The organism is Neorhizobium alkalisoli, assembly GCF_007829835.1.
GTDB lineage: Bacteria > Pseudomonadota > Alphaproteobacteria > Rhizobiales > Rhizobiaceae > Neorhizobium.
In genome coordinates, this window is the sequence record NZ_VIWP01000002.1 from 938,666 (window position 1) to 951,534 (window position 12,869).

Annotated in this window: 13 protein-coding genes; 3 read left to right on the plus strand and 10 right to left on the minus strand. The window is 60.3% G+C overall.

The window, feature by feature from the left end; genetic code table 11:
• Positions 1-70 precede the first annotated feature (70 nt).
• Positions 71-739, plus strand: a complete 669-nt coding sequence (locus FHW37_RS10390) for a ribonuclease HII (RefSeq protein WP_145635708.1) — start codon at positions 71-73, stop codon at positions 737-739.
• A 128-nt stretch (positions 740-867) separates the two neighbouring features.
• Here the strand turns inward: FHW37_RS10390 and FHW37_RS10395 are convergent, their stop codons facing one another.
• The 10 genes from FHW37_RS10395 to FHW37_RS10440 all read right to left on the minus strand — a co-directional run bounded on the left by FHW37_RS10395 (position 868) and on the right by FHW37_RS10440 (position 10,730).
• Positions 868-1,350 carry a F0F1 ATP synthase subunit B gene (locus FHW37_RS10395; RefSeq protein WP_145635710.1) on the minus strand — a complete coding sequence of 161 codons (483 nt, stop codon included), beginning with the start codon at positions 1,348-1,350 and terminating at the stop codon, positions 868-870.
• A 4-nt stretch (positions 1,351-1,354) separates the two neighbouring features.
• A complete protein-coding gene (locus tag FHW37_RS10400; protein WP_145636076.1) occupies positions 1,355-1,963 on the minus strand; it encodes a F0F1 ATP synthase subunit B in 609 nt (202 codons plus the stop codon).
• A 100-nt stretch (positions 1,964-2,063) separates the two neighbouring features.
• Positions 2,064-2,291, minus strand: a complete 228-nt coding sequence (locus tag FHW37_RS10405) for a F0F1 ATP synthase subunit C (protein WP_037158317.1) — start codon at positions 2,289-2,291, stop codon at positions 2,064-2,066.
• A gap of 65 nt (positions 2,292-2,356) precedes the next feature.
• A complete protein-coding gene (locus FHW37_RS10410; protein WP_145635712.1) occupies positions 2,357-3,109 on the minus strand; it encodes a F0F1 ATP synthase subunit A in 753 nt (250 codons plus the stop codon).
• 76 nt (positions 3,110-3,185) lie between these two features.
• Positions 3,186-3,545 carry an AtpZ/AtpI family protein gene (locus tag FHW37_RS10415; protein ID WP_145635714.1) on the minus strand — a complete coding sequence of 120 codons (360 nt, stop codon included), beginning with the start codon at positions 3,543-3,545 and terminating at the stop codon, positions 3,186-3,188.
• Positions 3,546-3,812: 267 nt separating this feature from the next.
• Entirely contained in the window at positions 3,813-4,865 is a 1,053-nt protein-coding gene (locus FHW37_RS10420) for a cell wall hydrolase (protein ID WP_432442836.1), read from the minus strand.
• A 372-nt stretch (positions 4,866-5,237) separates the two neighbouring features.
• Positions 5,238-7,139: a potassium transporter Kup gene (locus FHW37_RS10425; protein ID WP_145635716.1), complete on the minus strand. Its 1,902-nt coding sequence runs from the start codon at positions 7,137-7,139 to the stop codon at positions 5,238-5,240.
• 15 nt (positions 7,140-7,154) lie between these two features.
• Complete coding sequence (locus tag FHW37_RS10430) at positions 7,155-8,123, minus strand: magnesium transporter CorA family protein (RefSeq protein WP_432442837.1); 969 nt, start codon at positions 8,121-8,123, stop codon at positions 7,155-7,157.
• A gap of 307 nt (positions 8,124-8,430) precedes the next feature.
• A complete protein-coding gene (apbC, locus tag FHW37_RS10435) occupies positions 8,431-9,597 on the minus strand; it encodes an iron-sulfur cluster carrier protein ApbC (protein ID WP_145635718.1) in 1,167 nt (388 codons plus the stop codon).
• A 401-nt stretch (positions 9,598-9,998) separates the two neighbouring features.
• Positions 9,999-10,730 (minus strand): helix-turn-helix transcriptional regulator, encoded by a 732-nt coding sequence (locus FHW37_RS10440; RefSeq protein WP_145635720.1) that lies wholly within the window; start codon positions 10,728-10,730, stop codon positions 9,999-10,001.
• A gap of 353 nt (positions 10,731-11,083) precedes the next feature.
• Here FHW37_RS10440 and FHW37_RS10445 point away from each other — a divergent pair, with 353 nt between their 5' ends.
• A complete protein-coding gene (locus FHW37_RS10445; protein WP_145635722.1) occupies positions 11,084-11,965 on the plus strand; it encodes an SMP-30/gluconolactonase/LRE family protein in 882 nt (293 codons plus the stop codon).
• A 282-nt stretch (positions 11,966-12,247) separates the two neighbouring features.
• A complete protein-coding gene (locus tag FHW37_RS10450; RefSeq protein ID WP_145635725.1) occupies positions 12,248-12,835 on the plus strand; it encodes a PRC-barrel domain-containing protein in 588 nt (195 codons plus the stop codon).
• Positions 12,836-12,869 lie beyond the last annotated feature (34 nt).

Below are 12,869 nucleotides of genomic sequence, written 5' to 3' on the forward strand. Positions count from 1 at the left end.
GGTGGATAGCGACGCCGCAATCGCTGGTCCGGGGTTGCAGGAGATCGGGCCGGCGTGCGAGGTTGCCGCCATGTTGCCACGCACGCCGCCCGATTCTCCCAAACTTTTCGACGAGATACCGCTCAGACCGGATTTTAGCCTCGAGCTTCTGGCGAAAGCCCAGGGCCTCTGGCCAGTCGCCGGCACGGACGAGGCTGGACGCGGCCCCCTGGCAGGTCCGGTTGTCGCCGCTGCGGTCATTCTCGATCCCGATAATATTCCCGACGGCCTTAACGATTCCAAGAAGTTGACACTGAAGCAGCGCGAGTTTCTGTTCGATGCGATCATCGCAACCGCAGAAGTCTCGATCGCGTCCTCCGGCCCGAGGCGTATCGATGATGACAATATTCTCCGCGCCAGTCTTGATGCCATGCGCCGGGCCGTCGCCGGCCTCGTGATCCCACCCGCTCTCGTCCTGGCCGATGGCCGCGACGTGCCGAAGGGCCTCGCCTGCGCCGGCAAGGCCGTGATCAAGGGAGATGCGCGCTCGGTCTCGATCGCCGCGGCATCGATCGTCGCAAAAGTCACTCGCGACCGGATGATGGCAAGGGCGAGCGACGTGTTTCCGGCCTATGGTTTTGCCAAGCATTCCGGATACGGCACCAAACAGCATCGTGACGGCATCACGGCCCATGGCCCTTGCGTGCTGCACCGGATGAGTTTCCGGCCGCTCAAGAAAGATATCGTGCCTGAAGAATAGATCCGGTTCTTCCGGCCCTCTCTCCCTTGGCTGCAATCGGCCTAAGCCAATCCCAACGAATATCTTCCAAAGAAAAAAGGCCGGAGCAGTGCCCCGGCCTTTGTCATAGGGTGATCCGTGGATCCCGATCAGTTCAGGCGCGTCACGTTGGAAAGCGCGTCCTTGAAGAGCGTCTTGCGGGTGGCCGCGTCGGTCTTCTTGGCGATGACGTTGCCGGCAGCGGTGACAGCGAGGTCGACGGCGGCAGTGCGGACGGCGGCAATCGCGTCCGATTCGGCCTGGGCGATCTTCTGCTCGGAAATCGCGTTGCGGCGGGCGACGAATTCCTCGGTTGCCTTGCGGGCATCCTCGGTCAGCGCTGCAGCTTCACGCTCGGCGGCAGCCACGATGTTTGCAGCGTCCGCTTCGGCTTCCTTGCGCTTCTTCTGGTATTCGGCCAGCAGAGCCTGGGCTTCCTCGCGCAGGCGCTTGGCCTCTGCGAGCTCCTCACGGATGTTGTCGGCACGCTTGTCCAGCGATTTCGCCATCATGCCCGGCACCTTGAGATAGGCGATCAGGGCGATGAAGAGGATCAGGCCGACAAGCGCGAAAAATGTTGCATCAAATGCCATCGGATCAGGCCTCCGTCTTGGCGGCAGCAACCGCTGCCTTGATGTCGTCACCGGTCGCCTTGCCGCCGATCAGCTGATCGACGATGGCGGATGCCGTGTCTTCGGCAATCTGACCAACCTCGGCGAAAGCCTTGGTCTTGGTTTCGGCGATACGCGCTTCGGCAGCGGCAAGCTTTGCAGCCAGTTCGGCCTCGATCGCAGCGCGATCGCTTGCAGCCTTGGCCTTGGCAGCCTCGCGGGCGCTTGCGGCGATCTGATGACCCTTGGAACGGGCGGCAGCCAGTTCCTTCTCGTAGGTTTCGACCGCAGCATCAGCTTCGGCCTTCATACGAGATGCCTCGTCGAGATCCTGAGAAATCCGCTCGCGGCGGGTTTCCAGAATGCCACCGACGCGCGGAACGAGAACGTTCTTCATGACGATGTAGAAGAGGCCGAAGGTGATGACCAGCCAGAGCAACGTCGACGGATAATAGGTCGGGTCGAATGGCGGGAATGCACCGGCATGCTCGCCGCCGTGGGCAGCGCCGGTTTCGGTATGCGTTTCGCCTGCCGGCGCGGCATGCGTATCAGTAGCGGCCGGCGCGGTCTGCGCATATGCCGAGGTCACGAACATCATCACCTCCGAGTACCCAACGTGGGCAGGTGTATTCCAAATGCGAAAGATCACGGCTGCCCTTTGCCGGCCAGCCGCGATCCAGATATCCGGTCAGATATCAGACTGCGTAGAGCAGGAGGAGAGCGATGAGCAGCGAGAAGATGCCCAGAGCTTCCGTAACGGCGAAGCCGAATACCAGGCGGCCGAACTGGCTGTCGGCAGCAGACGGGTTACGCAGAGCGCCCGACAGGTAGTTGCCGAAGATGTTGCCGAGGCCAAGGGCCGTGCCGGCCATGCCAAAGCAAGCCAGACCTGCACCGATGAACTTTGCTGCTTCCGCTTCCATGAGAGACTCCTTCGAAATGGTTGTTGCGGCTGTACTGACGCTTCAGAACGCCAATTTGGTTATCCTTAGTGCCCGCCAGGATGCACTGCATCGTTGAGGTACATGCAAGTCAGCACCGCAAAGACATAGGCCTGAAGAAAGGCGACGAGGAATTCGAGACCGGTCAGAGCGACCGTCATGATCAAGGGCAGGATTGCTCCGCCGACGCCCAGGGCGCCCAGTGCTCCAAGCGAGGCAACGAAGCCCGCGAACACTTTCAGGGTGATGTGGCCGGCCAGCATGTTCGCGAAAAGACGAACCGAAAGCGAAACCGGACGGGACAGAAACGAAATGACTTCGATGGCGACGACCAGCGGGATCAGCAGGCCCGGAATGCCGCTCGGCACGAAGAGCTTCAGGAAGCCCAGACCGTGCTTGTAGAAACCGTAGACGATGACCGTTCCGATGACGAGAAGCGCCAGCGCGAAGGTAACGATGATCTGGCTGGTGATCGTGTAGAAGTAAGGGAACATGCCGAGCAGGTTTGCGGTCAGCACGAACATGAAGAGAGAGAAAACCAGCGGGAAGAACTTCATGCCATGGCTGCCGGCGCCTTCGCGCAGCATGTTGGCGATGAATTCATAGGACATTTCCGCGACGGACTGCGAACGCGTCGGGATGACGCTGCGTGCAGACGTTGCGAAATAGAGGAAGCCGGCAGCACAGGCTACGCTTGCCACCATGAACAGCGAGGCATTGGTAAAAGAAAAATCGAGGCCACCGATTTCGATCGGTACGATCTTGCTGATCTGAAACTGATGGATCGGATCGTTTGACACCGTCTACCTCTTAATCCCTGCGCCGCGTCCCTGCGGCTGGTTCATTATGGCGAGGACCCAAAGGCCGTCCGCTTCGTTAGTCTTCTTTACCCGGCTTCTTTGCCTCGACCGACAGGGCTGGCGGCGGAGCCACCATTCCCACGGCACGCATGACATTCAGCACACCTGCACAGAAACCGAGGAGGAGAAAGATGATCAACCCCCATGGCTTCGAAGCCGGCCAAGCAAGCCCCAGCACATAGCCCAGGAAAGCCCCGACCCCGACAGCAGCAATAAACTCGGAGGAAATCTTCAAGCCGAGGGCCATGCCCTTGCGGCTTTCTTCAGATTGCGCGTCCCGCTTCGCCTCTGCCGCGTCTTCAGCGTGCTTGTCTGCAAGTTCTGCAGACAGTCGCTTCCGGCGCTCTTCCAGACCATCTCCTCGGTCGTCCGTCATTCGCTCCTCCCAGAGCCGGCCCCTCTACCAGTCGTAACCGGCTGCCAGTTCCAGCCAGTCACCCAAACAGGGCGTCCGGCAGGGGATTTCGCGCCTTCCGGCCCGCTTTCAAGTCGCGCGCAACATAGTTTTGGCCGCCTGCATAGTCAAGGCGTCCCAAGAGCTTGATTCAGGGGAAATTAAGGCTGAAATCCCAATACTTTAAGGGATTGCCTGTCAGATTTGGCCAAAACCTCTGCGGGAATTTGCCGCGGCCTGGCAGTGGTATCAGCTCCAACCACCACCATAGGTTCTGTAAAACACGTGCAGGCCGATGCGTCCGACCTTCTTCATCGTCTTTGCCCAGGCGGGGCGGACGTAGACGGCGTGATAATGCGTCGCAGACCCCACCTCGGGCAGCCATATCTTGCCGGCGGTGACGGCCATCGCCACTTCGCGGGCCGTCTGCCAATGTTCCTGCGAACCGATGCGGTCCTTGATGTTATCGCAGGCAAAGGAAAACTGGCAGCGGTTGCGCCAGTCCTCGTTCTGATAAACGACGCCGCAGATCGTATCCGGATAGGCCGGGTTGCGGACACGGTTGAGGATAACCTGCGCAACGGCCGCCTGCCCCCTCACCGATTCGCCCCTTGCCTCGAAATAGATGCCCGACGCCAGACATTGCTGCTGCGCCGGCGAAAAGGCATCGGGCCGCAGCGGATTGGCGGCCCAGGCATGATCTTCCGGCCCGATCGGCGGAATGAAACGGCCCTGCTCGCGCTTTTCCTTCAGGATGGCATCGAAGGGCGACTGCCGGGAGAAATCCGGTGCGGGCTGGGCATAGGCCGTCGCCAATATGTCGGCCTTGTTGCTGGTGACGATGCTGGCGATCATCGGCGGCAGTCCGGCATCCGGCTCGGCCTCATCCTTGCGGAAATAGAAGGCGGCAACTTCGGCCGGCTGATCCTCCTGATCCTGTTTGACGAAAGCGGTGAGATCGTCCTTCTCATCCACAGGTTTGGTCAGCTCGCTGGAACGCTGCAGAACCGAACCGGCCGAAAAGGCCTTAGGCGGCAGCATGCGCTCTACGGCGACGACGCGGCCCTTCTTGTCCTGGCGGTTCACCCGGTCCTCGTCCGGCGAACCATCGGAAGGTTTCGTCTCATCCGACAAGGCAACCTTCCGGCCATCGGGTAGGACAAGGCCGGCATCGCCGCCGAGGACGGTTGCGGCACCGGGGAAGGCAAGCGAGGCGGAATGGATCGAGCCCGCGGGCGAATTGGTCATGACGACCCGCCACATGTCACGGCCGCCATCGATACCGGAAATCAGATCGCTCAAATCCCCCTGCGCCGGCAGCGAGGGAAAAAGAAGCCAGCCGGCGATGCCGAAGACGACCGGGGAAAGCCAGGCATCCCGACGAAAACGGGACAGAGGCCGAGGTGTGGACCGAGACTGGGACCTGCTACGCTGAACACGCTTCGAACGCAAAACCGGTGACTCCAATGACTTCACTTCAAGAACAATCGATCCTTGAAAGATGAATCATTAACCTTGATGAGCGGTTAACAGGAGCTGGGAACCCTTGTGGCGCAGGGTGCTTTAGAACATGCAAATGATCGTGATTACCGAGTGATGTGTTTTGCCAGCAACAGGACGCCTCTCGAGGAGCGCCCTGCCCTGCGAAATTCGGCGATATGCCGATGAACAGCGTCAGATGATGACGTGCGAGCCGAGTTCGACGACGCGGTTTGCCGGAAGATGGAAATAGTCGGACGGGTCCGTCGCCGCATTGGCCATGGCGATGAAGAGCCGGTCCTGCCACATGGGCATGCCCGACGCCGCATCCGGCACGAGCTTACGGCGGCCGAGATAGAAGGAGGTCGACATGATGTCGAACTTAAAACCGGTCTTTCTCAAGTAAGCCAGCGCCTGCGAGACATTGTGCGACTGCATGAAGCCGAAGCGCAGCTCGATTAGCGTAAAACGATCGGAAACCTTCTGGATCTTGAAGCGATCCTCGAGCGAGACACGCGGCTTGTTGACCGTGATGATGGTCAGGACGACGTTCTTTTCGTGCAGGACGTGATTGTGCTTGATGTTGTGCAGCAGGGCAGCCGGCGCGGTTTCCGGGTCGCCGGTCAGGAAGATCGCGATACCCGGGACCGAGACCGGGGCATGGTCGCTCTTCTTTTCGACCATCGGGATGAAGGTCATCAGCGGCACATCGATGCGGCGGGTCTTTTCGAACAGGATCGCGGCACCGCGTTTCCACGTCCACATGATGATGGTGAAGATGATCGCCATCATGACCGGCACCCAGCCGCCGTCATGGATCTTGAGAAGGTTGGCGCCGAGGAATACGACTTCCAGCGCAAGCAGCGGTGCCAGCACGGCAATCGCCAGGCTCTGCGGCCAGCGCCAGCGGAAACGGACGAATTCGAAAGCCATCAGCGTGGTGACGACCATCGCGCCGGTGACGGAAATGCCGTAGGCAGTCGCCAGCGCATCCGAGCTTTCGAAACCGAGGACCAGCGCGATGACACCGATCAGCAGGATCGTGTTGACGCCCGGCAGGAAGATCTGCCCGGTATTCGTCTCCGAGGTGAAGAGGATCTGCATACGCGGCAGATAACCGAGGTGGATCGCCTGGCGGACCAGCGAGAAGGCACCGGTGATGACTGCCTGGCTGGCGATGATGGTCGCAGCCGTCGCCAGGATGACGACCGGCAACAGCGCCCATTTCGGGAACATCAGATAAAAGGGATCGCTGATCGCTTCCGGATGCTGCAGAACCAGCGCGCCCTGGCCGAGATAATTGAGGGTCAGCGCCGGAAAGACGAGCGTGAACCAGGCCCACTGGATCGGCCGGCGGCCGAAATGGCCAAGATCCGCATAAAGCGCTTCGGCACCGGTGACGGTCAGGAACACGGCGCCGAGCACGACGATGCCGACATAACCTTCATGCAGCATGAACTGGATGGCGTACCAGGGATTGAAGGCGGCCAGAATGCTGAGGTCGTCGAAGATATGGGCGATGCCGCCAAGGCCGAGAACGATGAACCAGATAGCGGTGATCGGGCCGAAGAACCGGGCGACAAGGCCGGTGCCCTTCGACTGGATGGCAAAAAGTGCAATCAGGATACCGACCGAGATCGGCAGGACAGCGCGCTCCATCGAGGGAGCGACGAGCTTGAGGCCCTCGACCGCCGACATGACCGAGAGCGCCGGCGTGATCATCGCGTCGCCGAGGAAAAGCGCGGCGCCGACCAGGCCAAGCAGCATCAGCATGGCGCGCTGGCCACCGACGGATTTGGTGAGAAGGGCCAGCAGCGACAGCGTGCCGCCTTCCCCGTCATTGTCCGCGCGCAGCAGGAAGAGGACGTATTTGAACGTGACGATGATCGTCAGCGTCCAGATCATCAGCGAAATGAGGCCGATCACCTCCGAGCGCAGCAGTCCATCATTTGCCACCGGCTTCAGGGCTTCGCGGAAGGCATAGAGCGGGCTGGTGCCGATGTCGCCGTAAACGACGCCGACAGAGCCGAGCGCCAGGGTGAAAAGACTGTTCACCTTGGTCTTTTCGGCAGCATGATGTTCAGCGGGATGACCCATTCAGCATCTGGCCTTTCAGAGCCAGCCTTTCCAGCGAAAAAAGAAAAACGGAATGATGGCGGAGAGCATCATGCAGAGGATTGCGAGCGGGTAGCCGAGATGCCAGTTGAGTTCGGGCATGAACTGGAAATTCATGCCGTAGATCGAAGCGACGAGTGTCGGCGGCAGAAAGACAACGGATGCGATCGAGAAGATCTTGATGATGGCGTTCTGCTCGACATTGATCAAGCCCAAGGACGCATCGAGAAGGAAAGCGATATTGCCGGCGATGAACGAGGCATGTTCGGACAGCGTCTCGACATCATGCGCGACGGTGCGACAGAGACTTCCTTCCGTCTCCTTCTTGTGCACGATCGGCACGTTGATGAGAAAGGTCAGCAGACGCGAAAGCGAGCCCAGGCTGTCACGCACCTTGCTGACCAGGCGATGCGTTTCCGAAATTTCGGCAAGCTTGCCTTCGAGGAATTGCGGCGGCCGGCGCTTGCCGCGATCCCGGAAAATGTCGGTCGAGAGCGTGTCGATACGATCGACTGTGTGTTCGAGAATTTCCGCCGTGCGGTCGGCAATGGTCTCCAGCAACCGGCCGAGCATGGTGAGGCCATCGCCCGTCGGCTCGCCGCGTCCAAGCGCTGCGATGAAGAGCTTGAAACTCTTCGGCTCGGCATAACGCACCGTCACCAGCAGGCCGCCGGTCAGGATGAAGGCGACATCGGTCAGCTGCGGATCGTCGCCATCGGCGCGCCAGACCAGCGACGCGGTCATGAAGACGGAGTCCTTCTCGACATAAAGCCGGCTGGAAGGCTCGATATCCTTCAGGTCGTCGCGTGTCGGGATGCTGATACCGAGCAATGTCTCGACATAAGCATCCTCCTGCGCCGTCGGATCGACGAGGTCCAGCCAGACGATATCTGCGGGGACATGCTTCAGCCCGTCGGTGGGCACCAGCGACTTCATCGAGCCATTGAGGCTATAGGCATTGATCAATCTTGGTCTCCGGCCGAAAATCGTCGGCCTTGAACGAGAACGGTGTTGCCGCCTCACGGAACGCGGGATGATCGGTTACCATCCGGCGGGACGCGCTATTAAAGACAGCCATGGTCAAAATCAAGAGCTGCATGCATTTCCCAATCGCGCCGCACCATGGACCGGGTATCCGAGATATTCAAGCGGGGCGGCAGGAAAGGCGTTTCTTTCAACCGAAGGCGCCGCTTACGACCTCGGTATCTGTTTGAATCTGAGACCAAAGTCGTATGCCGTATGTCTGTCCCGGGAGGGCTTTCGAAAAGCAAGCCTATTCGAAAACGATCGCCGGAGCCTGACGGACGGGTTTGCCGCGAATTTCGGACCATGCCCGGGCGGCGATATCGCGGTAGATTCCGGCCACCGTGCTTTCCGGGTCCGAGACGACGACCGGCGTGCCGGCGTCCGAGCGCTCGCGGATATCGATCGTCAGCGGCACTTCACCGAGGAAGGGAACGCCGATCCGCTCGGCTTCTGCCTTCGCGCCGCCATGGCCGAAAATGTCGTAGCGCTTGCCGGTATCGGGCGCGATGAAATAGCTCATGTTCTCGATAATGCCGAGCAGCGGCACTTCGACCTTCTTGAACATGGCAATGCCCTTGCGGGCATCGGCCAGGGCCAGATCCTGCGGTGTCGAGACGATGACGGCGCCGGCCAAGGGTACCTGCTGCGCCATGGTCAGCTGCACGTCGCCGGTGCCCGGCGGCATGTCGACGACGAGAACATCGAGATCGCCCCAGGCGACTTCGCGCAGCATCTGCAAAAGCGCCGACTGGATCATCGGGCCGCGCCAGATCATCGCCGTTTCCTCATCGACAAGGAAACCCATGGACATGGCCTTCAGGCCATAATTTTCCATCGGCTTGATATAACGGTTCTCCACCTGCTGCGGCCTGCCGGAAATTTTGAGGAGGCGCGGCACGGAGGGGCCGTAGATATCGGCATCGAGAAGGCCGACCTTCAAGCCGTTCGCCTGGAAGCCAAGCGCGAGATTGACGGCGGTCGTGGACTTGCCGACACCACCCTTGCCCGAGGCGACAGCGATGATCGCGCCGACCCCCGGCACGCCCGTCTTGACCGATTGCGGCCCTCGCTGCTGGCCGCCGGCGGGTGGATGCGAATGGCCGGCATGGGCAGTGGGCTGCGGCTTTTGGGGCTGCGGCTTCTGAGGTGCTGCACCGCCGGCCTTGTGGTCTGCGGTCAGCGTAACGAGCGCACCCTTGACGCCGGGCATTGCGGTGACGACCTTTTCGGCCGCCATCCGAAGGGGTTCAAGCTCGCTCGCGCGGCTGGAGGGAACGGTGATCGAGAAATAAACCTTGGCATCGGAAATGAAGACGTCCGAGACCATGCCGAGGGAGACGATGTCGCCTTCGAGGTCAGGGCCACGGATGGTTCCGAGAACTTCAAGCACCTGTTCCTTCGTGACGTCCGACATCTGAAACTCCCTCACCTTGCCGTCGCGTCTGCCTGGTAGCGGCGATACGGCGACCGGCCACATGCGATTCCTGAGGGCTCTATATAGGTGTTCGCCGGTCAGGCGAGCAAGATCAGGCAAAGTATCCCTGAACGAAGAAAGCCGCCGACCAACCGGCAGCCCAAAAGGCGCACATGTCGATCGGCGGCTTTTTCTCGGTACGTCTCTTCGGACGCTTCCAGTCCCCTCTGGACCTGCGCCTACACAAGCATGAAACATGCCAGACGGGAAGAGCGTAATTTCGACCTTGAAATCACATGTTTAACGCGGTTTCAGCCTGTTCTGGCGGTAGATTTTCGCCATGTCGCTGATTTTAAATGCACAAAGCTTCATCAGTGCGCATTTGCCGAGCATATCTCGGTTTACTTGATGAGACCTATCCGCAATGCCTTGGCGACGGCCTGGGTACGGTTGACCGTATCCAGCTTGCGGGCGGCACGGTTGAGGTAGTGGTTGACCGTATGTTCGGAGAGACCGAGGATATCGGCGATCTCCGCACTGGTCTTGCCGGCGGCAGTCCAGTTCAGGCAGTCGGTTTCGCGCTCCGTCAGCACATCGGTGGTCTTGACGTCCAGGGTGCGGATTTCCGCCAGCCGCTGGAAGACGTGGACGGAGAGATACATCAGCTCCATCATCTGCTGATGATCGAGAGGCTTGCCCGACCCGCCAAAGGCCACTGCGCCGCGAATGCCCGACGGCTCGTGAACGGGGAAGAAGCTGCCGCGATGAAGCCCGAACCGCACGAAGGTTTCGCGCACCGACGGATCGGCCCGCTCCGCCTGAGGGCTGTCGAGATCGAAGCTGTAAGGCAGGGTGGAATTGCGCAGGTGGCGGAGAGCCACGCTCGTCTGCATCAGGCCATGGCGGTCGAAGAGCGACATCAGCTCCGCGGGCCAATTGGTGATGATGGTATTTTCAGACAGTTCGCGCGAGGTGATCGGGGGGAGATTGAGAACCATGAAGTTGCGGCATCCATAGGTTTCCGCGATCTTCTTCATGAAGCGAATGACATCGAACTGCGTCTTCAGGTGGACGATTTCGCCAACGCTATCCTCGAAACTCTGGATTTCGGCGGCTTTTTCGGTCTTGGACATTTCGTGTTTCTTTGCTCCGGCCGGGTCATGCGAGATGCGCGAGGCGCTACGCGATTAGTCGTTCATCAGTCACTTGTGGCTCGCGCTCACGGCGATCATCCGGGCAAGAAACATGCCTGACCGCCATGCTGCATTTCGAACTTCCCGCGAATACAGGCCAGAACGCCCCGAATCCTTGCGAATTATCAATTGCCAATGATGATGACATCTGATCGCATTTGCAAACCTTCTCGCATGGTTTTGCAGGGTTGTCAGAGAAAATTTGCAGCATGGCGCTTGCAAAGAAACAGGGGGTTGTGCATCCCTTTGACCGCAATTCCACCTCGCCGCACGCTGACGGCCGGAGCATTCTCATGACGCCTATCCATGATTTCAAAGGAAAAATCCTCTCGTCCGCACCGTGCGAGCTGGGCGAAGGCCCCAGTTTCGACGGCGAGACGAACACGCTCTGGTGGTTCAGCATCATCGAAAAGCAGTTGCATGAGCTCGATCTCAACAGCGGCACCGAAACGGTTCATGACCTGCCTGTCATGGCGAGCGTGATTGCCGAGATTGATTCTGCGCGGCAGTTGCTGGCATCGGACCAGGGCATTTTCATTCGTGACCGCGCCACCGGCGACCTCACCCATCATTGCGACATCGAGGCCGACAAGCTCGGCAACCGTTCGAACGACGGCCGGCTGCATCCATCCGGAGCGCTGTGGATCGGGACGATGGGGCGGCGCGCCGAGACCGTTGCAGGCTCGATCTATCATGTCGCCGGCAAGACCGTGACGAAGCTGTTCGACGCGATCAGCATTCCGAACGCCATCTGCTTCTCGCCGGATGGCGCATTCGGTTATTACGTCGACACCAAGGTCAATCACCTGATGCGCGTGGCGCTCGATCCGGCAACGGGCCTGCCGACCGGTAAGCCGAGCCTGTTCGTTGACGGCAGCGGCAAGCCGGGTGGCATGGACGGCGCCATCTGCAGCGGCGACGGCACTGTGTGGAATGCGCGCTGGGGCGAAGGCGCCGTCGATCATTATGCGACCGATGGCAGCCTGATCGGCCGCTACCTGTTCCCCGCCACCCAGACCTCCTGCCCTGTCGTCCTTGGTGATGGCAGGCTGGCCGTGACCACCGCCTGGGAAGGTATGAGCGACGAACAACGCGCCGAGGACAAGCTGGCCGGTGCGCTTTTCGAGATCGCAGCCCCGGTCAAGATGACGGCAACGCCCCGTTTCCGTCTCTGACATCTATTTTCGGTGTTAAGACGCTGGGCGGAAAGGTGCTTTCCGCCCACGCGCACATGCAGACCCAAACCGCGCAACTGCTTAAAAGTTCCTCAAATTTCGCCTAAAAAATCGGCAATTTTGATCGGAACCAACCATCCCCGCATAACATTCTCCTCCCGAACCCCAGTCGTGATCGACGTCCTAATCGGCGATGACATGACCGGGCTGACGGCAACAGCCGTCGTTCAAGGCTTGACGCCTGCGACAGCAGGCCCACTCAAAACCGAAGGTAGGATCGTTATGAAAAAGACCCTTAGCTCCCTCGCAGCAGCAGCCGTTCTCATGGCGTCCACGGCAGCATTCGCACAGACCGCAGCGCCGGCCAGCCCGAGCGCACCGGCCACCAACAGCACGGCTCCGTCTTCTGACGCAACCGGCGGTGCAATGACCCCGGCAAAGCCGATGGCCTCCAGTGCCGATGCGGGCTCCTACATCACCCAGCAGTCGGAAACCCAGCTGAGCGCCAACGACTATATCGGCAAGTCGATCTACAACGCCAATAATGAAAGCATCGGCGATGTGAACGACCTCCTGTTCGAACAGAATGGCGGCATTGTCGCTGCCGTGGTCGGTGTCGGCGGCTTCCTCGGTATCGGCGAGAAGGATGTGGCTCTGCCGATCGCCAAGATCACCACGACCCAGGACGCCAAGAACAACGGCGAGCTTCGCCTGACCACGACCGAAACGGCGGATGCCCTGAAGTCGGCGCCTGAGTTCAAGACGCTTGCCGACAAGCAGGCAGCAACGGACGCCACGACAACGTCTTCGACCACACCGGCAACGACCGGCGCCGGAGCCACCAACCCGTCGACGGCTCCCACCAAGTAAGCTTGCCGAGCCTGGAGCGGGCCACGCTTCGGAT

Excerpts from the sequence above, each read along its gene's own strand:
- FHW37_RS10390 (WP_145635708.1), top strand. The coding sequence starts at position 71 with ATGTTGCCACGCACGCCGCCCGATTCTCCCAAACTTTTCGACGAGATA.
- FHW37_RS10395 (WP_145635710.1), bottom strand. The coding sequence starts at position 1,350 with ATGGCATTTGATGCAACATTTTTCGCGCTTGTCGGCCTGATCCTCTTC.
- FHW37_RS10400 (WP_145636076.1), bottom strand. The coding sequence starts at position 1,963 with ATGTTCGTGACCTCGGCATATGCGCAGACCGCGCCGGCCGCTACTGAT.
- FHW37_RS10405 (WP_037158317.1), bottom strand. The coding sequence starts at position 2,291 with ATGGAAGCGGAAGCAGCAAAGTTCATCGGTGCAGGTCTGGCTTGCTTT.
- FHW37_RS10415 (WP_145635714.1), bottom strand. The coding sequence starts at position 3,545 with ATGACGGACGACCGAGGAGATGGTCTGGAAGAGCGCCGGAAGCGACTG.
- FHW37_RS10425 (WP_145635716.1), bottom strand. The coding sequence starts at position 7,139 with ATGGGTCATCCCGCTGAACATCATGCTGCCGAAAAGACCAAGGTGAAC.
- apbC (WP_145635718.1), bottom strand. The coding sequence starts at position 9,597 with ATGTCGGACGTCACGAAGGAACAGGTGCTTGAAGTTCTCGGAACCATC.
- FHW37_RS10440 (WP_145635720.1), bottom strand. The coding sequence starts at position 10,730 with ATGTCCAAGACCGAAAAAGCCGCCGAAATCCAGAGTTTCGAGGATAGC.
- FHW37_RS10445 (WP_145635722.1), top strand. The coding sequence starts at position 11,084 with ATGACGCCTATCCATGATTTCAAAGGAAAAATCCTCTCGTCCGCACCG.
- FHW37_RS10450 (WP_145635725.1), top strand. The coding sequence starts at position 12,248 with ATGAAAAAGACCCTTAGCTCCCTCGCAGCAGCAGCCGTTCTCATGGCG.